Origin of the sequence: Campylobacter coli LMG 9860 (genome assembly GCF_000254135.1) — a bacterium.
Taxonomy (GTDB): Bacteria; Campylobacterota; Campylobacteria; order Campylobacterales; family Campylobacteraceae; genus Campylobacter_D; species Campylobacter_D coli.
This window is the reverse complement of the sequence record NZ_AINS01000013.1, coordinates 1-22354: the sequence shown is the minus strand read 5'-3', so window position 1 is coordinate 22354 and position 22354 is coordinate 1. Positions and strand designations below refer to the sequence as shown.

Here is a 22354-nt window from a genome sequence, read left to right as displayed (position 1 = left end):
AACTATAAATTTTCATAAAAAGCATTTGCTGTTTTTAAAAGTTCATTTTCCCAATCATAAGATAAATAATCTATCTTGTAAATTTTTACATTGTATTCTTTTTCTAAAGTTTTTGCTGTTTTTTCAGGAAAACGAGTCTGTACAAAAATAACTTTAATATTTTTTTCTTTAATCAACGCACCCAAATTTTTTATATCTTTACTTTTTAGTTTTTTTCCTAAAAATTCTATATGATTTTGCACAAGATCATAACGCTTGGCAAAATATGACCAAGCGGGATGATATGTTATAAATTCTTTATTTTTTACTTTTTGTAATTTTGAAGAGATCTGTAAATTTAAGACATCTAACTCTGTTAAAAATTTATCTAAATTATGCTTGTATAAGCTTTTGTTTTGAGGGTATTTTTCTACTAGAGCATTATAGGTATTTAAGGCTATGTTTTGAACTAAAATGGGATCAAGCCAAGTAAAAGGATCTAAAATTTCTTTGGAGTTGCTAGAACTAGTTTTAGCTAGAGGAGTATCTTTTTGCATGTCTATGATTTTAACTTTTGGAAATTTTTGTTCTAGTTTATCTGTTAATTTCTTTTCAAATTCTAAGCCTATGGTAAAGTAAAGCTCACTTTTTTCAAGCTTTTTCATAGGGTTTGATTTGGATTTTGGCTTGTGTGTATTTGTGGATAAGATGTTTATATTTAGAGTATCACCTGCTATTTTTTTAACAAAAAAAGCTTGTGGGGCTATGCTTACGCTGATTAAAGGTAAATTTAGATTTTCACTTGGTTGTAAGGTTTTAGCGCAAAGAAAGGAATTAAAAAGTCCTAAAAATATAAAAAGAAGGAATATTTTTTTCATTATTTTATATCCTAAAGAGAATGAAATTTTAAAAAATTATAACAATATTAAGTTTATAAATAGAATTTCTAAATTTTTTATATCTATTGATAAAAGAATCGTAGAGAATTTATTAGAAAGAATTTTGGTATTTTATAGCAAAAAATTCAATTTTACTTTCAAAGAAAAGATTTGAATGGATATGCTTATCAATACCTTGTTTGGTTAGGTATTGATTTGTTTTTATGGATTGAAATTTTTTTGATGCAAAATGAGATTATTTAAGGTTTGGATTAGGCAGTGTTGCGTTAGAACTTCCCATGTTGATATTTTATTGCATAGCATTAGGAGCGACATTAGCATCAATTTGACTTAAAAGTCTTATAGTTTCTTCAAATTCAAAGCTTTCTTCGGGATTTTGTCCTAAAAATTTTTGCATAAATTCCTTTTTAGCTATAGCTTCATCAAGCTCCTTATCACTACCCTTTTGATAAGCACCGATACGAAGTAATACTTCATTTTCTTTCAAAAGCGAATTTAAGCGTTTAAATTTTCTAGCCCAAAGTTTGTGTTCAGGACTTATGATATCGCCCATTACCCTTGAGGCTGAATTTTGTATATTAATAGGAGGATAAATTCCAAAATCCGTAAGCTCACGACTTAAAACAATATGCCCATCTAAGATAGAACGGCTTTGATCGGCGATAGGATCACTCATATCATCTCCATCAACCAAAACGGTAAAAAATGCTGTTATAGTTCCTTTACCTTCTTCTTTTCCTGTTCTTTCCATAAGTTGAGGCAAAAGACTTAAAACGCTTGGAGGATAGCCTTTTGTAGTAGGGGGTTCACCAAGAGCAAGTCCTATCTCTCTTTGCGCCATAGCAAAACGCGTTACACTATCCATGATAAAAAGTACATCTTTACCTTGTTCTTTAAAGTATTCAGCCACACTCATAGCACAAAATGCCCCATATTTTCGCATTAAAGCACTATCATCACTCGTTGCAACGATAATCACTGTATCATCAAGCTTTCCACCTAAATTTTTTTGTATAAATTCAGGAATTTCGCGCCCCCTTTCGCCTATAAGTGCGACGACTTTAATAGGAGCTTTTGAATTTTTAACTATCATACCCATAAGAGTAGATTTTCCTACGCCACTTCCTGCAAAAATGCCTAATTTTTGTCCCACGCCACAAGTTAAAAGCGCGTCTATGGTTTTAACTCCCACAGGAAAAACCTCTTCTATAAGTCCTCTTTTCATCGCATCAATAGGTGCACGCATGATAGGCATATATTTAGTTGCTTCTATGGCACCCTTGCCATCTTTAGGGCGCATAAAAGGATCCACCACTCTTCCTAAAAGCTCATCACTAACGCCTATTTGCATTCCTGCATCACTTATAAAAGCACGGTCGCCTATTTTAAAACCTTCTATGAAAGAAAAAGGGCTTAGATAGCTAAATTGCTCTTTGATTTCAACAACCATAGCTAAGGTGTTTAAATTTTCATTTTCATTTGAAACAAGTTTAATGATATCACCCACACCCGTTTTAAGTCCTCGAACCTCTATACTTGTAGCAGAAATTTTAGTGATCTCTCCAAAAACAGCACTTAAATTTTCTTTGCCAAGCTTAGAACGAAGTTTTTCTAAATTCATCAAAAACGAACTTGCTTAGGAGAATTAATGAGTGAAAAAAATTCTTCGCGTGTTTTTTCATTTTTTAAAAAAAGTCCACGAAGAGCCGAAGTGGTAGTGGTAGAATTTGCTTTTTGCACCCCACGCATTTCTACACACATATGTCTTGCTTCTATAACCACACCAACACCTTTTGCACCAACATTTTCCATCAAAGCTTCAGCAATTTGTTCGGTAAGTTGTTCTTGAATTTGAAGTCTTCTCGCATATACTTCTACAAGACGTGGAATTTTGCTAAGCCCAACCACTTTTTGGTCAGGGATATAAGCCACATGCACGCGGCCAAAAAAAGGTAAAAGATGGTGCTCGCAAAGACTGTAAAATTCTATATCACGCACTAGAACCATTTCGTTATTTGAGCTTTCAAATAAAGCATTATTTAGTATTTCCTTGACATTTTTTTTATATCCACTTGTTAAAAACTCATAAGCTTTAAAAACACGATTAGGTGTTTTTACAAGTCCTTCTCTAGTTGGATTTTCCCCCATAATTTCAAGCATAGTTTTTATGCAATTTTCAAATTTTTCTTGCAAATTATTCTCCGTATTTTTTTCTTGGCTCATTTTAACATAAAATGCTTTAAAATTTTATGCAACTAATAAGGAAAAATTTGCTATGATTAAAGCAAATTTTATTTTATAAGGAAAAATGTTATGGAAGTAAAAGCAAAGCAATTAGACTCTGTTAATGCGACTGCTAGTGTAAAAATTCCTTCAGGGATGATTAAAAGTGAAGTGGAAAATTTGGCTAAAAAAGCTTCTAAAAATGTAAAAATGGATGGTTTTAGACCAGGAAAAGTTCCTGTTGCTGCTGTGCTTAAAAGATACCAAAAAGAATTAACTCAAGATGCAGAACAAAATCTTTTTAAATCTGCTGTTGATAGTGCTTTAAAAGAATTAAAAAAAGAAGTAAAAGAGCTTGTGGGTGAACCATATTTTGAAAAATTTGATCGCAAGGATGGAGAAATTATTGCTGAATTAATACTTTCTTTTAAACCTGAAATCAAACTTGAGGGTTATGAAAAACTCATCCCTGAATATCAAACTCCAAAAGTAAGTAAAAAAGAAATTGATGAGAAAAAAGATGAACTTTTAAAGCGTTTTGCTACTCCTGAAGCTATAAAAACAAAAAGAGCTTTAAAAGAGGGTGATTTTGCAAAATTTGATTTTGAAGGTTTTGTAGATGAGAAAGCTTTTGATGGGGGTAAAGCTGAAAATTATGTTTTAGAAATAGGTTCTAAACAATTTATACCAGGCTTTGAAGAAGGTATGGTAGGAATGAAAAGCGGAGAAGAAAAAGATATAAAAGTAACTTTTCCTAAAGAATACGGCGCAGCACATTTAGCTGGAAAAGATGCGGTATTTAAAGTAAAATTACACGAAATTCAAGAATTGAAATTGCCTGAACTTGATGATGAAATGCTTAAAAAACTTTTACCAGGAGAAGAAAAAGCTAGTGTTGAAGTTTTAGATGAAAAATTAAAAGAGCAAATCAAAAATGAAAAACTTTTCAAACTTGTAAATGATGAATTAAAAGGCAAATTTGCAGATGCTTTGATTGAAAAATATAATTTTGATTTACCTAAAGGCATAGTAGAACAAGAAACTGATATGCAGATGCGTGCGGCTTTTAATACTTTTAGCGAAAAAGAAATTGAAGAGCTTAAAGCAAGTAAAGAAAAATATCAAGAAAAACGTGATTCTTTTAAAGAAGAAGCACAAAAAAGTGTAAAACTTACTTTTATCATTGATGAACTTGCAAAATTGCGTAAGATTGAAGTAAATGATCAAGAATTGATTCAAGCGATTTATTTTGAAGCATATCGCTATGGTATGAATCCAAAAGAGCATTTAGAAAACTATAAAAAACAAGGAGCTTTGCCTGCTGTGAAAATGGCTTTAATTGAAGAAAAACTTTTTAATGATATTTTTATGCCAAAAACAGAAAAATCGGAAAAAGTGAGCAAAAAAGAGAAAGAAGATAAATAATGTTTATTCCTTATGTTATTGAAAAATCTAGTCGTGGTGAAAGAAGTTATGACATTTATTCACGCCTTTTAAAAGATAGAATTATTATGCTAAGTGGTGAAATTCATGATGAACTTGCCGCTTCTATCGTAGCACAACTTCTTTTTTTAGAAGCTGAAGATCCTACAAAAGATATTTATCTTTATATCAATTCTCCAGGTGGTGTAATTACAAGTGGTTTTAGTATTTATGATACTATGAACTATATCAAACCTGATGTTTGTACGATTTGTATAGGACAAGCTGCTTCTATGGGAGCATTTTTGCTTAGTTGTGGCGCAGAAGGAAAACGTTTTGCTTTGCCTAATTCACGTATTATGATTCATCAACCTTTAGGTGGAGCTAGAGGTCAAGCCACAGATATTGAAATTCAAGCCAAAGAAATTTTAAGACTCAAAACTATACTTAATGATATTTTGGCAAAAAATACTAAGCAAAAAGTTGCAAAAATAGCAAAAGATACAGAAAGAGATTTTTTCATGTCAGCACAAGAAGCTAAAGAGTATGGTTTGATCGATAAGGTTTTAGAAAAAAGTTTTAAATGAGTAAAATCGTTTAAATAAAGGTTGTTTATGGTTAGAAAAATTATCACTTATCCTAATTCTAGACTTTTTTTAAATTCTGAACCTGTAAAGCAATTTGATCAAGAACTTCATACCCTGCTTGATGATATGTATGATACTATGATTGCTAGTCAAGGAGTGGGTTTGGCTGCTATACAAGTAGATATCCCACTTCGTGCATTGATCGTAAATATTTTAGATGAAAATGAAGAGCAGAAAAAAGAAGACTTGCTAGAAATTATAAATCCGCAAATCATTCCTTTAGGTGAAGAAAAAATCACCTGCACTGAGGGTTGTTTAAGCGTGCCTGACTTCTTTGAAGAAGTGGAGCGTTATAATCATATCTTGCTTAAATATCAAGATCGCTTTGGAAATTTTAAAGAATTAGAAGCTCAAGGATTTTTAGCTGTGGCCATCCAGCATGAAAATGATCATCTTAATGGTCATTTATTTATAGAAAAGATTTCTTTTTTAAAAAGACAAAAATTTGATAAAGAATTTAAAAAGAAACTTAAAAATCAAAAAAAATCTAAATGAAAAAATTAAAATGTGTAAGCTTTGATGAGAATTTAGATATCATCGATGTAGAGTCTACATTTACAAGAGGCTTACCTAATTTAAGCATAGTCGGACTTGCAAATATTGCAATTAAAGAAAGTATCGAGCGTATCAAAGCCACACTTTTAACTTGCAATTTTTCATTTCCTGCTAAAAAAATCACCATCAATCTTAGCCCTTCAGGAATTCCAAAAAAAGGTTCTCATTTTGATTTAGTTATCGCTACGCTTATATTGTTGCAAAATGAAGACTTTGATGATTTTTTTGTGGTAGGCGAGCTTGGTCTTGATGGAAGTATCAAAAGCACCAATGAGCTTTTTTCTTTACTTTTATTTTTATCCACAAAGGTAAAAAGTGCAAAAGTTGTAGTCCCAAAAAATATAGCTCTAAAAGCTTCTATGATACCCAATCTAGAAATTTATGGACTTGAGCATTTAAATGAAGTGATTGAATTTTTTAAAGAAAAAAACTATGAGAAATTCAAATTCACCCAAAGCCATCCTTTATTTGCAAATCCTTTGATTATAGAAAATGAAATTTTTATTAAAAATCATCATTTTGAACTTGATTTTAAAGATATCAAAGGACAAGAAAAAGCTAAAAGAGCTTGTTTGATAGCAGCACTAGGTATGCACAATATACTTTTTGAAGGAAGTCCAGGAAGTGGCAAAAGTATGTGTGCAAAACGCCTTGTTGAAATCATGCCTCCACAAAGTTTAAATGAGGTTTTAATGCAAAATGCTTATATGTCTTTAAATTCTAAAGATTGCGAATTTACGCAAAAAAGAGCCTTAAGACACCCTCATCATACCTCTACAAGAGCTAGTATTTTTGGTGGTGGAGCAAAAAATGCGAAGATAGGTGAAATCGCTCTAGCTAATGGTGGAGTTTTATTTTTTGATGAATTTCCTCATTTTAACAAACAGATTATCGAAAGTCTAAGAGAACCTCTAGAAGATCATAAAATTCATATTTCAAGAGTCAATTCAAAAACCACTTATGAAACCAAATTCAGTTTTGTTGCCGCTCAAAATCCTTGTCCTTGTGGAAATTTATTTTCTAAAAATCTGTCTTGCGTTTGCAGTGAAAATGAGATTAAAAGATATAAAAATCACATTTCAGCCCCTATTATGGATAGAATTGATCTTTATGTAGCTATGGATGAGATCAGCAAAGATGATAAGTCAAGTATAAATTCAAAAGAAATGAGTGAAAGAATTTTAAAGGCTTTTATCTTTGGCAAAAAACGCGGCCAAAAAGAATTTAATGGCAAATTAAACGATACAGAATTGCAAAAATTTTGTATTTTAGAAAAAGATGCCAAGGATACTTTGGATTTAGCCATTTCGCGTTATAATCTTTCACAAAGAGCTTTAAATAAAATTTTAAAAGTTTCAAGATCTATTGCAGATTTTGAAGAAAAAGAACTTCTTAGTAAAAATCATATTTTAGAAGCTTTGAGTTTTAGGATGAGGAGTTAAATTGGAAAATAAAAGCATAGCTATTTTTATCGATGCGGAAAATATACCCGCAAAATACGCAAAAAGTATTTTTGATATCGCTTCGGATTATGGTGAAATAATTATCAAGCGTATTTATGGAGATTGGACTCAAAAAAATATTCAAGCTTGGAAAGAGCAAATTGCTGAGTATTCTTTAATCGCTATGCAGCAGTTTAATTTCGCAGCAAATAAAAATTCAAGTGATATGTATTTAATCACTGAAATTATGAGTATATTTTATGAGAAAGATATTGATATTTTTGTCATTGTTTCTAGCGATAGTGACTATACCTCGCTCATTCAAAAGCTAAGAGAAAACAAAAAGCAAGTTATAGGAATGGGTCTTGAAAAGTCTATAAAATCTTATGTAAACGCTTTTAGTGAGTTTTTTTACCTTGATCAAGATGAAAACAAAAAAGAAGATATTTTAAGCAAGGATTATTTAAGAGCTTTGATCAATATCACAGAACAACTCATCGATGAAAAAGGACGCGCCGAATACGCGCAAATTCGCACCAATATGAACCGCAAATATTCTGATTTTAATCCGCAAAATTATGGCTTTAAAAATTTTCGTGCTTTAATTCAGAAATTTTTACCCAAAATGAAAAAATTTGAAGAAGAGCGAGAAAAAAATATTTATTTTCTGGTGAAAAAAGATTATGAAAACTATTACTGATGATATTAAAACTTTAGAACAAAATGCTATAAATAAAGGCTTAGATGAGCTTATTTTAATGGAAAACGCAGGATTAAATTTAGCTAAGCTTATTAAAAAAGAAGCAAAAAAAATTCGCAAACAATACAAGATAAAGAAAGTAAAAATACTTTTTTTATTGGGCGGAGGCAATAACGCTGCTGATGGCCTAGTAGCTTTAAGAAATTTAAAGCATGCAAAAGCTTATAAACTAGGCTTTAAAGAAAATGAAATTTTTAAAAAACAAGAGCAAATTTTAAAAAATTTTGGTCTTAAATTTGCAAAAAAAGAGCCTAAATTTAAAAAATTTCATATTATTGTTGATTGTATCTTAGGCACAGGAACAAACCGCGAAGTAGATGAAAAAACAAAAGAAATTTTAGAAAAGGTAAATCAAAGTAAAGCTTTAAAAATAGCTTGTGACATACCTACAAATTTGGGTTTTACTCCTTGTTTTAAAGCTGATATCACGCAGTGTATGGGAGCTTTAAAAGAAATTTTGCTTGAGGATTTTGCTAAAGAATTTGTAGGCAAAATCAAACTCGCAAACCTAGGTATTAATGCTAAAAAATTTAGTCTTGATTCCAAAGCTTTTTTACTTGAAGAAAAAGATTTAAAAACCATAGAAAGAAATACAAGCTCCAATAAAGGAAATTTCGGTCATATCTATATAATAGCTAGTGCAAGTGCAGGAACCCTAGCAGGACTTGGAGCTTTAAATTTTGGCAGTGGGCTTGTATCCTTAGTCGCAAAAAAAAGTTTTTCACCTCTTTTAATGCTAAAAGAAAAGATTGAAAACAATGCAAGTGCCATTGCCTTAGGTATGGGACTTGAAAATTTAGATATTTTAAAAGATGAGATTTTGCAAAATATTCCTTTGGTTTTGGATGCAAATTGCTTTTTAAGTGAAGCTGTGCTTTGGTATCTAAGTAGAAAAGATGTAGTCATCACCCCACATCCAAAAGAATTTATAAGACTTTATAAAATGTGTTTTGATGAGGATTTAAGTATAGAAGATTTGCAAAGAAATCGCTTTTTTTATGCTAAAAAATTTGCACAAAATTATGATTGTGTTCTTGTTTTAAAGGGTGCAAATCCTATCATCATACAAAAAGAAAAAATCTTTGTTGTAAATCTGGGAAATGAAGCTTTAGCAAAAGGTGGAAGTGGCGATGTTTTAAGCGGTATGATAGCTACGCTTTTAGGGGTAAAATTCAGCGCTTTGGAAGCGGCTAAAAATGCTTGTTTAGCACACGCTCTTGTGGCTAAAAAATATAAATTTAACAAAAACAGCTTTGATGCAATAAAACTTATAAAAGGATTAAAATGCTTGTAAAATTAGCGGTACTTTTTAGTGGAAATGGAAGTAATTTACAAAATATCTTAGAAAAACTTCATAAAAAAACTATAGGTAAAAACACTTATGAAGTCGTGCTTTGTCTTTGCAATAAAAAAGATGCTTATGGGATACAAAGAGCTAAAAACTTTGACCTTGAAAGCGTGATCATTGAACACAAAGATTATAAAAACAGAGAAGAATTTGACGAAATTTTGGTAAAAAAAATCAAAGAAAGCGGAGCAGATCTTACTATCTTGGCTGGATTTATGCGAATTTTAAGCCCTGTTTTTACAAAAAATATCAAAGCAATTAATCTTCATCCATCTTTACTACCCCTTTTTAAAGGAGCTCATGCTATCAAAGAAAGCTATGAAAGCGATATGAAAGTAGCTGGAGTGAGTGTGCATTGGGTAAATGAAGAATTAGATGGAGGGAAAATCATCGCTCAAAAGGCTTTTGAAAAACAAAATTTAACCTTTGAAGAATTTGAAGCAAAAATTCATGGCCTAGAGCATGAAATTTTACCCTTAAGTGTAGTAGAAATTTTTGAAAATTGTCATTAAGTTAAGATATTTTATCGCTAAATTTTAGAAAATTAAATTTACTTGAGTGTTTTATCGGTATTTACTTTTAAAATTTTTTAAAGCATATAAAAAATCTCTAACATCGCTTACTTGATCTGTTACCCATTCATCTACACTCATTTTTTCATCATCTTCATCATCTTCATATCCCTCCTCATCTTCATCATATCCATAAAAGTGAGGATCATCATAAAGCTCAATTTCCCAATCACTTAACTCACATTCTACATCATCAATGAAATTTTTAAGAGTTGCACCTTCAAAATCTTTTTTATCGTATTCTAAAACAGTGATTAGATTAGGTGGTAAGGTAACTTTATATTGTTCATCAACTTTTAAATTACCATTTTCCACTAGATTTTTATATTCATAGCTTAAAACATTGCCTATAAAAGCTCTTGCTTCATGTTTTTTTAAGCCATCTATGGCACCTTTTAAATAACTATCATTTTTAAGATAGTATTCAAATACTTGTTGCATATCTTCATCTAATAAATTTTTTATTTTCCATTGTTGCTCCTTTAATTTTTTTGTAGGTTTTCTTTTTTCTTATCCTTTCTTATAGCTTCATTTAATAAATCACAATATTCATTACGATCTTCATAATCCTTATAAAAGATATTAAATTTCTTTTCAAGTTGATCGGAAGTCATTGCACCTGCAGCTTTTAAAAGTTTTCTATTTCTAGCTCCTTCGGCTTGATCTAAAGGTGTCGTTAAATAGGGAACAAAATTAACATTAGCTCCAAGCTCTATTAGAAGTTGCACGGTTCTGTAATTTCCTGACTCTTTCACTGCTTCAAATAAGGGTGTATCCTGATATTTATAGATTGATTCAAACTCATATTCTTCCATATCCACATTAGCCCCTCCTTTGATGGCAAGCTCTAGAAATTTATAATCATTATTACTAGCCCAAAAATGTATAGGAGACCAGCCTGTATCTTCGCGATACACTTCAAATTTAGCTCCATGATTTGCTAGGTATTGGATAATTTGGGGGTTTGGATTTCTAACTTTTAGGATATACCTATAGATTAAAGCTTCTTTGTAAATGCTAGGATTATCTTCCATATATCTTACTACAATATATTTATCATTAGCTTCTTTGATATATTTCATATCTGCAAAGCGAAAATTATATTTAGGATCTTTTAGACTTAAGCCATACTCATCAAATAAATAATCTAAAATAGAAAAATCATTATTATTTGCTCCACAAGTGCGAGCTGCTCTCATAACTCATAGCCTTAATATCTTCTAATGTTTTCATTGTTTTTCCTTGTAAAAATTTAATTATATGTTATATCAAAATATTTAATATTTGCTTTGAAGTTATAAAATTACACTTTAAAAAATTTCAAATTTTAAGGAAGCTTATGTTCGAGTGGATTTTTAGTGCTGAAATGTGGATCGCTCTAGCGACTTTGATTGGCTTAGAGATTGTTTTAGGGATAGATAATATCATTTTTATCGCTATTTTGGTAGGAAGACTCCCTAAGGAAAAAAGACAAAGAGCAAGAATTTTTGGTTTAAGTTTGGCGATGATTACGCGTTTGTTATTGCTCCTTTCTTTATTTTGGATTATGAAACTTACAACTCCGCTTTTTAGCGTATTTTCACAAGAAATTTCAGGAAGGGATATTATTTTGATCTTAGGTGGATTATTTTTGATAGCAAAATCCACACTAGAAATTCATCATGATATCGATAATGCCGGAGAAAAAAGCGATGAAGAGGTTTTAAAAGAGGGAGCTAAAAGAGGATTTTTTAGCATATTGATACAAATTGCTGTTTTAGATATTGTTTTTTCACTCGACTCGGTTATTACTGCTGTAGGTATGGTTAATAATATAGAAATTATGATGATTGCAGTGGTTGTAGCTGTTTTTGTAATGATGCTTGCAAGCAAAAGTATCTCAAATTTCGTTGATGATAATCCAACGATTAAGATTTTAGCTCTAGCATTTTTGATTTTAGTTGGTGTAACTTTAGTTGCCGAAGGTTTGGATTTTCATATTTCAAAAACTTATGTATATTTTGCTATGGCTTTTTCTTTGGGTGTAGAATCCATCAATATCTATATCAAAAAGAAGCGCTTAGCTCAAGAAAAATCTTAGAAAATGATGATAAAATATACAATGATATAAAAATTTAAAAAGGAAAAAAATGTCTAAAGATGCAAATGGAACAGAATTAAATGCTGGAGATAGTGTAAGCGTGATAAAGGATTTAAAGGTTAAAGGTGCTAGCACTACTTTAAAACGCGGAACAACGATAAAAAATATCAAACTTACTTCTAAAGAAAATGAAATTGAAGCTAAAGTAGATAAATTTGGCGTTATTGTACTAAAGACTGAATTTTTAAAGAAAATTTAGGAAAGAATTTGCGTATTTTACTTATTTTAAGGGGGAATTACTACGCAGGACAAGAAGAATTTATCAAAGAAAATCGCTTAAAAGATTACACTCTTGATCTAAATTCTTTGCGTTTGCTTTCAGGAAGTGTAAGTAAAATCGTAAGTAAATATAAAAATTTAAATCTAAAAAATGATGAAGAATTATATAAAATTTTACTCCAATTTTTAGAAATGCGTATGCAAAAAGGTGAATTTTGCATCATTAACGCTTATAATGAAACCCTTAAGGTTTATAAAGAACTAGCTAAGCAATATCGCTATGATATTTATATTATAGATTTTAAAAGCTCTTTAGAAGAATGTCTTAGAAAAAACGAGCAAAAAGCCAAAGAGCGTGGCTATATAGTCTCACAATCACTTTTAAAAAAAACCCATCACCTGCTTGAAAGAATTCCTAAAAAATATACGATTTTAAATCCTAATGATTGGAAAAAATGCCTTTATCAAATGCCTAATCTTAGTAAGTATAGGAAAATTCACCACATAGGCGATATTCAAGGCTGCTTTAGCATCTTAAAAGAATATCTACAAGAGCTCAAAGATGATGAATGCTATATCTTTTTAGGGGATTATATCGATAGAGGCATAGAAAATGGCAAGGTCTTAAAATTCTTGCTTAAAATTTGCGAAAGAGAGAATGTATATTTACTTGAAGGAAATCACGAAAGACATTTGATAAAATGGGCCAATGGAGAACTATCAAGCTCTAAAGAATTTAACGAAAATACACTCAAAGATTTTAGAAAAGAAAAACTCACGCCTAGGGATGCTAGAAAGTTTTATCCTTACTTAAAAGAATGTCTGTACTATAAATTTCATGAAAAACAAGTTTTTTGCTCGCATGGCGGGGTAAATCTTTTACCTTCTAAGGCTTATCAAATAAGCTTTATGCCAAGTTATGATTTTATTTATGGCGTAGGAAATTATGAAGAGAGTCAAAAAGTAGCAAGTCAGTTTTGTGAATTTACAAAAGACAATGTTTATCAAATCTTTGGACATAGAAACCGCACAAAATTGCCTGTGCAAATAGAAAAAAGAGTATTTTTGTGCGAAGGTAAAGTAGATGATGGGGGACATTTGCGTATAGTAACTTTAGACAAAAAAGGTTTTGAGTGTATAGAACTTAAAAATAAAGTTTATAGAAAGAAATAAGCCAAAAAGGCTTATTCTTCATCTTTGTTGGTTTTTTTAACCACCTTAACACGCTCTATAGAATTACCATCCATTTTTTTAACTTCATAGTAACAAAGCTCATCTTCAATGCGATCGCCCGCTACAGGCAAGCGTCCTAAAAGGTTAAACACATAACCCCCTATCGTTACTTGCTCTAAATCTTCATCGTAGCTTATCAAAAGCATTTCTTCAACGGTTTCTATATCGCAACGACCTTGGAATTCATAGATATTTTCAGCAAGTTTTTTATAGCTATCTTCTTCATTTTCACTCTTAATCTCACCGATAATTTCTTCCATGATATCTTCCATGGTTAAAATTCCAGCTGTTCCACCGTATTCATCAATCACAAGTGCAGTGTGAGAACGCTCTTTATTCATCATCACAAGAACTTTTGAAATGCTAATATTTTCAGGAACTAAAATCAAAGGCTTAACAAAAGTATCTAAATTTTCACTCTTATCACTAAGCTCATTTTGCACTATATCTCGTATATGTATCATACCTAAAATAGTATCTTTAGAACCATCTATATATGGAAAACGCGTATGCTTATGATCGCAAATGATTTGCATATTTTCAGCATAAGTTTTTTGTTTATTTAGACAAATCATATCTTTGCGAGGTGTCATGATTTCTTTTGCAACAGTATCTGAAAAATCAACCGCATTACGGATAATTTCAGTTTCAAATTCATCCAAAACACCGCCTTTTTGGCTTTCACTTGCTATGATTTTAATCTCTTCTTCACTATGGGTTAATTCGCTTTCTTTGGCAGGTTTGATGCCAAAAAGTTTTAAGGTTATAGCCGCAAGAAAATCAAAAATTTTAATACAAGGTAAGAAAAGTATCCAAAACCAATGAAGAGGCCTTGCCACCCAAAGTACAGCTTTATCTGCAATAGCAATTGCAATGCTTTTTGGAACAAGCTCGCCTAAAACCACATGCAAAAGAGTGATGATACTAAAGGCGATAATAAAAGCTATAGTATGGATAATAACTCCATTAAATCCAAGATTTGCAAGAGGAATTTCCAACATTTTTGCTATAGCAGGCTCACCTATCCAACCAAGGGCTAGCGAACTTAAAGTAATTCCTAGCTGACAAGCACTAAGATAGGTATCAAGTCTTGAAGTAACTTCTAGTGCTTTTTTAGCACCTACTTTTTTTTCCTTAACCATTTCTTCAAGTTTTGAACGACGCACTTTAACAATACTAAATTCAGACAAAACGAAAAAGCCATTTAAAAGCACTAAAGCTAGTGCAATGACAACCATAAGTATAGAATATCCTGCATCAAAAGACGCTGTAGGTAAAGTTTGGTTTAAATCTAAAACCTGACTGGGGTCCAATAAAAACTCCTTATAAATAAAATATTTAATTATACACAATTAAAAGTAAAATTTTAGCTTAAAAATGGTTTTTAAGCTAAAATTAATTTGCATTGGAGTTTAATTTAAGACATGAAAATGCTTAAAATTCTGATTATTTTTTGTGCTACATTAACCCTATCTATTGTCTATGCTCCACAACCTATAGCACCTTTATTATCTAATTATTTTCATGTAAATTTGCACCAAATTTCTTGGATAATCAGTGTTACACTTATTCCCCTGGCTGTTGCGCCTTTGGTTTATGGTTATTTACTTGAAATTTTTTCCTTAAAGAAAATTCTTGTTGTTTCATTGTTTTTATGTTCTATTTTTGGTATTATTGGGAACTTAAACGATAATTTTTATTTTTTTCTATTTCTTAGATTTTTACAAGCTCTTTGTATACCTGCCATACTTACAGCACTTCTTACCTTGCTTAGCCGCTTAGAAAGCGATAATATACAAAAAAATACAGCCATTTATGTAGGTGCTACAACTTTTGGTGGTTTTGTTGGAAGGGTTTTTGGGAGCTTTTTGAGTGATCTCTTTTCTTGGCATTTTGCCTTGAATTTTTTTAGCATTTTGATGATGGTTTGTGGTTTTTTGTTTTTATTTTTTAAAGAACATCCTATAAGCTTAAACACACAAACTTCCTTGAGGGATTTTTTACCCTTTGTTAAAGAGCTTAGATTTATGGTGATATTATTTTGTGTTTTTACTATCTTTTTCTCTTTTCAAAGTATAGTAAGTTTTCTACCTTTTCATCTTAAAGAAAGTATAAAAGATATCACTCAAACACAAATTGGACTTGTTTATTTGGGATTTTTAACCGGAGTAATAAGCTCACTACTTATAGGTAAAACCATAGAAATTTTAGGCTCAAAAATTCGCACAGCTATATTTGGGTTTTTGGTTTTTATAGCGGGTTGTTTTTGTATGATAGTAGGGAATTTTTATTTTGCCTTTTTTGCTATGTTTGTATTTTGTAGCGGAATGTTTATAAGTCATTGTATATTTTCAGGGATTTTAAATTCGATCGCGGATAAAAAGGGCTTGGCTAATGGAATTTATTTGACATTTTATTATAGTGGGGGTGCTTTGGGTTCTGTATTGCCAAGTTTTTATTATGAAAGTTTTGGCTGGGAATTTTTATGTATCTTCACAGCCTTTTTACTTTTCATCGCCTTAATAATTTTTAGCAAATTCAGATATTTTTATAAATGATTTTTATTTTTCGCGTATTCGATATTTTTTTCAAATTCTTTTAAACGCTTATATATACTTCTAAGTTGAGTGATGGTTGTCCAATTGGTGATAAAAACGCTAAAAGAACTTCTTACTTGATTAAAAGCATTGTTAATCTGCATTACAATACCAAGTCCTATAGCTCCTGCAAAAAGTCCTGGGGCCATGATTAAAAATGGAACGATAACTATCATTTGCTCAAATAAAATCAACCAAATATTAAAATATCCATAGTGCAAAAAAAGTCTTTTATAATTGAATTTAAGTCCTGTAAAAAGCTCTATCATGGTTTCATTTTTGGCGTATTCTTTGCGGTTATCTTCAGCATAAACAAGTTCTTTTCTAAAAGCTGCTTCAGCTTTTTGATTGTTGTATTCAAGTCCTGGTAGTTTAATCCCTACAAACCAAGATACGATTAATCCCCCTAAAGAAATCAAAAGCGCAACATAAACAAGCAAGCCATCGATATTTTTTAAAAAATAAAAGCTAGAATTCTCACTTAAATTTGCAAATAAAGCCTTGCTTACAACATCGCTTAAAGTCCATAAAATCGGTATAAAAGCTACAAGAGTCATTAAAGCTCTTATAAAACTAAGTCCTAAGCTTTCTACAATTTTAGAAAAATTATAAGTATCTTCTTGAATTCTTTGCGAACTTCCTTCTATGTTATCATCCTTATTTTTCCAAAATTTCAAATAAGAAAAAGTCATAGCTTCACGCCACTTAAAGGCGTAAACACTAGCAAAATAAATATTAATCGTTGCAATTAAAACATAAGGAATAGCAATAGCTAAAAATACTAAAATCAAAGCATAAAAATCACTCGCAGAATAGCTTTCTTTTTCAATCATAGCCCTAGAATTAAAAAAATATTCCAATAAACTTTGATAATAATAAAGTGCGCCTTTATTGATAATATTAGCTTTTTGGAAATTTTCTTGTGCTTTTTGATTGGCCTCTTGGATTAAACTTGCATTGTTTTCAAATTTCTCTTCCGCCTTTTGCGTTGTATTAGAATCTAAAAGCTCTATTTTTGGTTTTTGTAAAACATTATAAAAATCACTATACCATGAATTGATTGCAACATTTAAGCTTGTTTGCATATATAAGAAAAATAAAAGCAAAAAAAGCCCCAAATAAGCCCATAAAGCCCATTTTTTACTTGCAAAAAACGAAGAAAACATACCACCGCCTTAATCTCAAAACGAAAATTTTAATCAATTTTATTTAATCAAGAGTTTATTTTTTGCCCAAATAGTCTTTAATATTGTAATCAATAGGCATAACAAAACTGATTTTTTCACCATCTTTCAACATTTCTTTAGGTGGTTTTGGCAATGGAGAAGCTCTTTTAAATAAACTTAAAACTTCATCATTAAGCACTGCATAAGGGCAGGATTTTTTAAGCTCCTTACTTAGGACATTTCCACTTTCATCGATACTCACACGAATTCTTACAACACCTTCTTGCTTTTGCATTATCGCTTCTTGAGGATATTTTTTAAATTTAGCCAAATGAGCCATAAGCAAGGCTTGATAGCTTTTAATTTGTTCTTTAGCATTGCCACTTATTATAGTTTGTGTTTTATCTTCATTACTTTGTAGCGGAGCACTGAGTGATTCATTTTTAAATTTTGAATTTTCACTTGCATTAGCTATTTCTTTTTGGGCTTGATTTTCATCTTGTTTTTCTATCTTTTTTTGAGCTTTTAATACAGCATTTTTATCTTGGGAGTTAAGACTCATTTTTTCATCTTGTTTTTTGTTTTTATCTTGAGAATTACTCTTTTTTTGATCAATCGAAACTTCTTTTAATTCTCCAATAGGAAGCTCTGATACCATCATAATGGAAGTAAATTCTAATCCTTGTTTAAAATCAACACCACTTGATTTTTCTTGAGTATAAAAAGAAAAAAGGAAAAATATTAATACTAAAGCATGTAATATCAAACTTAACACAAACCCAAAAATCATACCAGATTTCATAATTAATCCACCTTCTTACTTGAAAGAGCTATTTTTCCATAGCCATTCTCTTTTAATTTTTGCATTACTTGCATAATATCTTCATACTTTACACTTTTATCGATATGAAAATAAATAATTTCTTCTTTATTGCCTTTGGTTTTTATATCTAAAGCACTTGAAAGATTTTCTAGGCTTAATTTATCATCATTAATAGCCAAAGTATTATCAGTATTTAAATAAAGTATGATGGGATTTTTAAGCTTATCCTCTGCTTGCTGCGAACTCTTGGGTAATTCTATTTTGATAGAACTTGTGATAAGAGGAGTAACAGCCATAAAAACAATCAATAATACAAGCATAATATCTATAAAAGGAGTTATATTGATCTCACTTAACTCCTCTTCTTTGTGAGCCATTTCAGTTTTTATCATTAAAATAACTCCTATGAAAAAGTATATAGACAAAATTTGCAAGCTCATCTAAATGGTGCATAAGTTTTAAATTTTTTCTTGTAAGATAATTATAAAAAAGCACCGCAGGGATAGCAGCTATCAAGCCAAAAGCTGTAGCAAACAAGGCTTCAGCTATACCCGGTGCAACGACTGCCAAAGAAGCATTGCCAAGATTTGCTATACCTATAAATGCATTCATAATCCCCCAAACTGTTCCAAAAAGCCCTATAAAAGGTGCGCTAGCACCTATACTCGCAAGCAAGCTCAAGCCATTTTTGCTTGCTGTGATTTGCTTTGAGATGGTATTTTGCAAACGCAATTCTATACGCTCTTTTATGTGATCATTTTTATATTCACTTTTTTCAAGCTCATCTTGAATTTCTAAAGATAAAACACCTGCAAAATCCTTTGTCTGATCTAATTCATTGAGATTTTTTAATTCTTTTATCTTTTGTATGGATGAGTCTAAATTTTTTTTCATAAAATAAAATTGCATAAGCTTGGAAATAAAAACTGCCCATGCTAAAATGGAAAATAAAACCAATATATAAATAACACCTTTTACCACCTCATCAGCATTTTGATAAAGACTAGAAAGAGAAAGCTCTATTTTAGGTGCTTTGGTTTCTATCTTAGAAGAATCAAAAGATAAATTTGTATCTGTTGCATTTAAATTTAACAATAAAAAACAAAATAAAAACATTTTTTTTAACATTTGTATATTCCTTAATATTTATATTCAAAACTTACTATAAAAGTACGACCGCGAGCAGAGTTATTATAAATATAAATAGGATTAAATAACCCTCCAGCATTTTGACTATCACCAGTATTATAAGTATAAAGCGCATCCATATAGTTTTTGTCAAATAAATTTTGTATCTCTGCTTTGATTGTAAAGTTTTTCAAAATTTTATAATTTGCATAAAGATCAACGATAGTTGGTATTTTTGGTAATTCATCTGTAGTTTTAAGCGGAGCTATAGCATCAGGATTACTTGGATCATCTTCCAAACTGCCTACAGGAGCTACTCTCTTTGCTTTTCCTGTGTATTTGGCAAGAGCTCCTAGAGTCAGTTTTTCTTCAAATAATCTTACACCCATATCAAGATTAGCATAATGCTCTGGAAGTTGGGCAAATTGGCTTTGGCCTGATTGCGCTCCACCTGTTTCTAAAGATTCTGTATCTGAAAATTTATGCTTGGATTTTTGATAAGTATAAGATAGTATAGAATAAAAAAATCCTGTATCATATTTGAATTCAAGCTCAACTCCGTGGAATTTAGCTTTTTCATCATCATTTAATTGCATAATAAAAATAGCATTGTCAGCTTTTTGCCAATATCTTCTATTATAAATATAATTTTTTACCTTAGTATCATAATAAAGCACTTTAAAACCTAAAGTATCATTATTGTTTAAAATTTCATGTGCAAAAGAATTAAAACCTATTTGATAAGTATTTGCACTTTCAGCCCTTAAAAATGTGTTCATATTATGCTCCCCACTTGCATCATGGGTAAAAAAATACTCTTGGACATTTGGGATTCTATGGCTTTTAGAATAAGAAATAAAAGGATTAAAAAGTGGATGGATATCTGCTGAAAGCATTAAAGAATAATTAAAATTATTGTAATCCTTTTCTAAATTTGTCGCATTTTTTGGCTGACAATAAGGATTAGCCATACTACAAACTCCCTTATATCCACTTAATTGTGCATTGATCCAATTGACATTAGAATTTAGGGTGAAAATTCCCTTTGTAAAACTCGTATCCAAATAAAAGGTTTTAATATCTTGTTTTCCTTTAGGATAAAAACTAGTCAAAATATAAGGCAAAAGCACTCTATCTTGTGGAAAATCATTACTATAATGATTATTTAAAATATTAACCCCATAAGTAAAATACAAATTTGAATCTTGTGAAAATTCTTTATTCATGGTATTGCTAAGATCAAAAGTTACCGCTCGATTTTTAGTCTTAATTCTACTCATATCGTGATAACCCCAAGTCTTGTCTTGATTATACTTTTGCTTTCCGTCATTATAAGCAAATAAAAATTTTAAATCCAAAAGATTAGAATCAGGATTTAAACGATAGTCAATTTGATAAGTATCATTTGTAATCTTTCTACCCGCAAGATTGTTATTATAAGCTCTATAGTTTAAAATCGCCTCACTGATATCAGATTTGTATTCTACTTTAAAGAGCTGACTTCTAGGCTGATTATAAAGATTGTTTGGATTTATAGGTGCTGCTAAATTATCATCTGGAATGCCATCATCATCAGTGTCAAATGGGGGTTTTTGATCGCCTATATAGCCTCCACCTCCAATTTTATAATTTTGAGAAACATTTTGCCCACTATAAGCAAATAAAATGCCTAAATTAGCATTATTTTCTAACATAGTTTTTCCTGCTATAGCACCCATAAAATTAGGTCCTATAGCATTGCTACCATAAGAGTATTTTCCCAAAAAACCAAAAACTCTTCTTTCTTGTACTATATCATCTACACCTATAGTTCTAAAATTAGCCGAACCCATTAAAGCATTAACCCCATTTGCCCCGCTAAAAGTTCCACGATTAACATCTAAGGCGACTAAAAAATTTTTATCTATTGGGGCTGTAAAACTTGAAGTTCCAATTTGCCCATGAAAGCTATCATCACTTGCAGAACCAAAAAAAGTTTGAGTTACACCATCAATTTGTGTATTTACTCTTCCAAGTCCTGTCATACCGCGAATATTTACTGAAACTCCCCCTTGTGCTTGATCTACTTGAGTATAAGCACCAGGAACACTACGCACTATAGAATCTATACTTTGAGTGTTTGAATTTAAATTATCTCTTGTGCTTGTTGCTCCGGGAGTTACAAAGGGTTTTTCATCGTTTTTGATTTTTGAGCCTGAAATTTCAAGACTATCAAATTCCAATTCTTCAGAAAAAGCAAAATTAGCAAAACATAAACCCATAACACAAAATAAACTTAATTTTTTCATTATTCTCCTTTAATAATAAATAAAAGTATAATCACTGTCTTTTAAATCTCTTTCTCCATAGTTTAAATTCACCACGACTATTTTTTTATCACTTTTAAAATCTTGTATATGTAAAGGAATTCCTATTTTCTTGCTTGTATGATAGCTCCCAGCTAACAATAAAACCTTGTTTGTATGATGAACCAATACATCAGCCATTCGCCTGTCTTTAAATTGTTGAATTTCTACTAATTTATCTAGTAATTCTTTATTTTCTTGAGGATTTAATTTATGACTTAAGGATATAATGTCAAAAATTTGTTTTTTTACTTCATTTGTGGTTGAAACATAGCCCTTTAAAGGCTGAACTCCATTATAAATACTTGTAATTTCTGAGCGTGAAAGATTTGCGCCTAATATTTTTGCTCTTGAATAAAAAACTGCATTGACAAATTGATCATAATCTTTCCATTTCCAGCCCTTATCCCAATTTAACGCATTAGTAAGTTCATTGGTTTTAATGGTTTTTTTATTTTTAAAAGCTTTATCTAAGTGATTTTGCTCTGTGCTTGCTAACATTTCTAAAGCCACATCAAAGCTTATATTTTGAGAACTTAAATTTCCTTCTAAAGCATTAAAAATCATAACTTGACTTATCTTGTGTTTTGTTTCATCGTGTTTTTCACCAAGCAGTATCACATCTGCTTTTAATAATTCTAAAATCATATCTTCAAAAGAAATCTTTTTTTGAGTATGAGTATCAAGTATATAAAAATCTTTATTTTCTTGAAGTGGAGATGGTTTTTGTAAAACAGCACAAGCGCTCAACATAAAGCTTATAAATAGAATGTTTAAAATAGTATAAAATTTCATTGTTATTGTTACTTTCTTAGTGGTTTATTTTTGATATTGAATATTAATATTTTATATATAA

The 22354-nt window shown here is 30.6% G+C and carries 22 protein-coding genes and 1 pseudogene; 11 read left to right on the top strand and 12 right to left on the bottom strand.

What is annotated here, in order from left to right; translation table 11 throughout:
• Nucleotides 1–2 precede the first annotated feature (2 nt).
• The 3 genes from CCO88_RS02525 to folE form a co-directional block, all read right to left on the bottom strand.
• Nucleotides 3–857, bottom strand: coding sequence for a metal ABC transporter solute-binding protein, Zn/Mn family (locus CCO88_RS02525; protein WP_002783792.1), 855 nt, complete (start codon nt 855–857; stop codon nt 3–5).
• 310 nt (nt 858–1167) lie between these two features.
• On the bottom strand, nt 1168–2499 hold the full coding sequence (fliI, locus tag CCO88_RS02520) for a flagellar protein export ATPase FliI (protein WP_002780097.1): 1332 nt from the start codon (nt 2497–2499) through the stop codon (nt 1168–1170).
• Nucleotides 2499–3071, bottom strand: a complete 573-nt coding sequence (gene folE, locus CCO88_RS02515; protein ID WP_002806303.1) for a GTP cyclohydrolase I FolE — start codon at nt 3069–3071, stop codon at nt 2499–2501. Before folE ends, fliI begins: the two co-directional genes overlap by 1 nt.
• A 120-nt stretch (nt 3072–3191) precedes the next feature.
• Between folE and tig the strand changes: the two genes are divergently transcribed.
• The 7 genes from tig to purN are packed head-to-tail and all read left to right on the top strand — an operon-like array spanning nt 3192 to nt 9787.
• Entirely contained in the window at nt 3192–4526 is a 1335-nt protein-coding gene (gene tig, locus CCO88_RS02510) for a trigger factor (protein ID WP_002806305.1), read from the top strand.
• Nucleotides 4526–5110 carry an ATP-dependent Clp endopeptidase proteolytic subunit ClpP gene (gene clpP, locus CCO88_RS02505; protein WP_002806309.1) on the top strand — a complete coding sequence of 195 codons (585 nt, stop codon included), beginning with the start codon at nt 4526–4528 and terminating at the stop codon, nt 5108–5110. The genes tig and clpP overlap by 1 nt, the downstream gene beginning before the upstream one ends.
• A gap of 27 nt (nt 5111–5137) precedes the next feature.
• Nucleotides 5138–5665, top strand: coding sequence for a peptide deformylase (gene def / locus CCO88_RS02500; protein WP_002778535.1), 528 nt, complete (start codon nt 5138–5140; stop codon nt 5663–5665).
• Nucleotides 5662–7167: a YifB family Mg chelatase-like AAA ATPase gene (locus tag CCO88_RS02495; RefSeq protein WP_002778536.1), complete on the top strand. Its 1506-nt coding sequence runs from the start codon at nt 5662–5664 to the stop codon at nt 7165–7167. The genes def and CCO88_RS02495 overlap by 4 nt, the downstream gene beginning before the upstream one ends.
• Before the next feature lies 1 nt (nt 7168).
• Nucleotides 7169–7867 (top strand): NYN domain-containing protein, encoded by a 699-nt coding sequence (locus tag CCO88_RS02490; protein WP_002778537.1) that lies wholly within the window; start codon nt 7169–7171, stop codon nt 7865–7867.
• Entirely contained in the window at nt 7851–9221 is a 1371-nt protein-coding gene (locus tag CCO88_RS02485; protein ID WP_002785452.1) for a bifunctional ADP-dependent NAD(P)H-hydrate dehydratase/NAD(P)H-hydrate epimerase, read from the top strand. The genes CCO88_RS02490 and CCO88_RS02485 overlap by 17 nt, the downstream gene beginning before the upstream one ends.
• The gene (purN, locus tag CCO88_RS02480; protein ID WP_002778539.1) at nt 9212–9787 is read left to right on the top strand and encodes a phosphoribosylglycinamide formyltransferase; all 576 of its coding nucleotides are present in this window, start codon (nt 9212–9214) and stop codon (nt 9785–9787) included. The genes CCO88_RS02485 and purN overlap by 10 nt, the downstream gene beginning before the upstream one ends.
• Before the next feature lie 137 nt (nt 9788–9924).
• Here the strand turns inward: purN and CCO88_RS11060 are convergent.
• Together CCO88_RS11060 and CCO88_RS02470 are read right to left on the bottom strand one after the other, a co-directional pair.
• Nucleotides 9925–10162: pseudogene (locus tag CCO88_RS11060) on the bottom strand (hypothetical protein).
• Between the two features lie 167 nt (nt 10163–10329).
• Nucleotides 10330–11046: an ankyrin repeat domain-containing protein gene (locus CCO88_RS02470; RefSeq protein ID WP_002806314.1), complete on the bottom strand. Its 717-nt coding sequence runs from the start codon at nt 11044–11046 to the stop codon at nt 10330–10332.
• A gap of 140 nt (nt 11047–11186) precedes the next feature.
• Here CCO88_RS02470 and CCO88_RS02465 point away from each other — a divergent pair, with 140 nt between their 5' ends.
• From CCO88_RS02465 to CCO88_RS02455, 3 genes are read left to right on the top strand one after another with little or no spacing between them, the layout of a single operon-like run.
• Complete coding sequence (locus tag CCO88_RS02465; RefSeq protein ID WP_002778542.1) at nt 11187–11927, top strand: TerC family protein; 741 nt, start codon at nt 11187–11189, stop codon at nt 11925–11927.
• A 49-nt stretch (nt 11928–11976) separates the two neighbouring features.
• Nucleotides 11977–12186, top strand: coding sequence for an alkylphosphonate utilization protein (locus tag CCO88_RS02460; RefSeq protein ID WP_002806318.1), 210 nt, complete (start codon nt 11977–11979; stop codon nt 12184–12186).
• Nucleotides 12187–12194: 8 nt separating this feature from the next.
• Entirely contained in the window at nt 12195–13379 is a 1185-nt protein-coding gene (locus CCO88_RS02455; protein WP_002788776.1) for a serine/threonine protein phosphatase, read from the top strand.
• An 11-nt stretch (nt 13380–13390) separates the two neighbouring features.
• Here the strand turns inward: CCO88_RS02455 and CCO88_RS02450 are convergent, their stop codons facing one another.
• Nucleotides 13391–14752 (bottom strand): hemolysin family protein, encoded by a 1362-nt coding sequence (locus CCO88_RS02450; protein ID WP_002839254.1) that lies wholly within the window; start codon nt 14750–14752, stop codon nt 13391–13393.
• A 117-nt stretch (nt 14753–14869) separates the two neighbouring features.
• Here CCO88_RS02450 and CCO88_RS02445 point away from each other — a divergent pair, with 117 nt between their 5' ends.
• Entirely contained in the window at nt 14870–15997 is a 1128-nt protein-coding gene (locus CCO88_RS02445; protein ID WP_002783583.1) for an MFS transporter, read from the top strand.
• Here CCO88_RS02445 and CCO88_RS02440 read toward each other — a convergent pair.
• From CCO88_RS02440 to CCO88_RS02415, 6 genes are read right to left on the bottom strand one after another with little or no spacing between them, the layout of a single operon-like run.
• A complete protein-coding gene (locus CCO88_RS02440; protein WP_002783584.1) occupies nt 15988–17202 on the bottom strand; it encodes a putative transporter in 1215 nt (404 codons plus the stop codon). The two genes, CCO88_RS02445 and CCO88_RS02440, sit on opposite strands and share 10 nt — an antisense overlap.
• 55 nt (nt 17203–17257) lie before the next feature.
• Nucleotides 17258–18004, bottom strand: a complete 747-nt coding sequence (locus CCO88_RS02435; RefSeq protein WP_002814824.1) for an energy transducer TonB family protein — start codon at nt 18002–18004, stop codon at nt 17258–17260.
• A 2-nt stretch (nt 18005–18006) separates the two neighbouring features.
• Nucleotides 18007–18417, bottom strand: coding sequence for a biopolymer transporter ExbD (locus CCO88_RS02430; RefSeq protein WP_002780077.1), 411 nt, complete (start codon nt 18415–18417; stop codon nt 18007–18009).
• A complete protein-coding gene (locus CCO88_RS02425) occupies nt 18404–19153 on the bottom strand; it encodes a MotA/TolQ/ExbB proton channel family protein (RefSeq protein ID WP_002780076.1) in 750 nt (249 codons plus the stop codon). The genes CCO88_RS02430 and CCO88_RS02425 overlap by 14 nt, the downstream gene beginning before the upstream one ends.
• 11 nt (nt 19154–19164) lie before the next feature.
• Entirely contained in the window at nt 19165–21441 is a 2277-nt protein-coding gene (locus CCO88_RS02420; protein WP_002813052.1) for a TonB-dependent receptor domain-containing protein, read from the bottom strand.
• Between the two features lie 9 nt (nt 21442–21450).
• A complete protein-coding gene (locus tag CCO88_RS02415; RefSeq protein WP_002785468.1) occupies nt 21451–22293 on the bottom strand; it encodes a ChaN family lipoprotein in 843 nt (280 codons plus the stop codon).
• Nucleotides 22294–22354 lie beyond the last annotated feature (61 nt).

What these genes read in the sequence shown, in the direction of transcription:
- CCO88_RS02525 (WP_002783792.1), bottom strand. Translation starts at nt 857, where the DNA reads ATGAAAAAAATATTCCTTCTTTTTATATTTTTAGGACTTTTTAATTCC.
- fliI (WP_002780097.1), bottom strand. Translation starts at nt 2,499, where the DNA reads ATGAATTTAGAAAAACTTCGTTCTAAGCTTGGCAAAGAAAATTTAAGT.
- tig (WP_002806305.1), top strand. Translation starts at nt 3,192, where the DNA reads ATGGAAGTAAAAGCAAAGCAATTAGACTCTGTTAATGCGACTGCTAGT.
- clpP (WP_002806309.1), top strand. Translation starts at nt 4,526, where the DNA reads ATGTTTATTCCTTATGTTATTGAAAAATCTAGTCGTGGTGAAAGAAGT.
- def (WP_002778535.1), top strand. Translation starts at nt 5,138, where the DNA reads ATGGTTAGAAAAATTATCACTTATCCTAATTCTAGACTTTTTTTAAAT.
- CCO88_RS02495 (WP_002778536.1), top strand. Translation starts at nt 5,662, where the DNA reads ATGAAAAAATTAAAATGTGTAAGCTTTGATGAGAATTTAGATATCATC.
- CCO88_RS02485 (WP_002785452.1), top strand. Translation starts at nt 7,851, where the DNA reads ATGAAAACTATTACTGATGATATTAAAACTTTAGAACAAAATGCTATA.
- purN (WP_002778539.1), top strand. Translation starts at nt 9,212, where the DNA reads ATGCTTGTAAAATTAGCGGTACTTTTTAGTGGAAATGGAAGTAATTTA.
- CCO88_RS02470 (WP_002806314.1), bottom strand. Translation starts at nt 11,046, where the DNA reads ATGAGAGCAGCTCGCACTTGTGGAGCAAATAATAATGATTTTTCTATT.
- CCO88_RS02465 (WP_002778542.1), top strand. Translation starts at nt 11,187, where the DNA reads ATGTTCGAGTGGATTTTTAGTGCTGAAATGTGGATCGCTCTAGCGACT.
- CCO88_RS02460 (WP_002806318.1), top strand. Translation starts at nt 11,977, where the DNA reads ATGTCTAAAGATGCAAATGGAACAGAATTAAATGCTGGAGATAGTGTA.
- CCO88_RS02445 (WP_002783583.1), top strand. Translation starts at nt 14,870, where the DNA reads ATGCTTAAAATTCTGATTATTTTTTGTGCTACATTAACCCTATCTATT.
- CCO88_RS02440 (WP_002783584.1), bottom strand. Translation starts at nt 17,202, where the DNA reads ATGTTTTCTTCGTTTTTTGCAAGTAAAAAATGGGCTTTATGGGCTTAT.
- CCO88_RS02435 (WP_002814824.1), bottom strand. Translation starts at nt 18,004, where the DNA reads ATGAAATCTGGTATGATTTTTGGGTTTGTGTTAAGTTTGATATTACAT.
- CCO88_RS02430 (WP_002780077.1), bottom strand. Translation starts at nt 18,417, where the DNA reads ATGATAAAAACTGAAATGGCTCACAAAGAAGAGGAGTTAAGTGAGATC.
- CCO88_RS02425 (WP_002780076.1), bottom strand. Translation starts at nt 19,153, where the DNA reads ATGTTAAAAAAAATGTTTTTATTTTGTTTTTTATTGTTAAATTTAAAT.
- CCO88_RS02420 (WP_002813052.1), bottom strand. Translation starts at nt 21,441, where the DNA reads ATGAAAAAATTAAGTTTATTTTGTGTTATGGGTTTATGTTTTGCTAAT.
- CCO88_RS02415 (WP_002785468.1), bottom strand. Translation starts at nt 22,293, where the DNA reads ATGAAATTTTATACTATTTTAAACATTCTATTTATAAGCTTTATGTTG.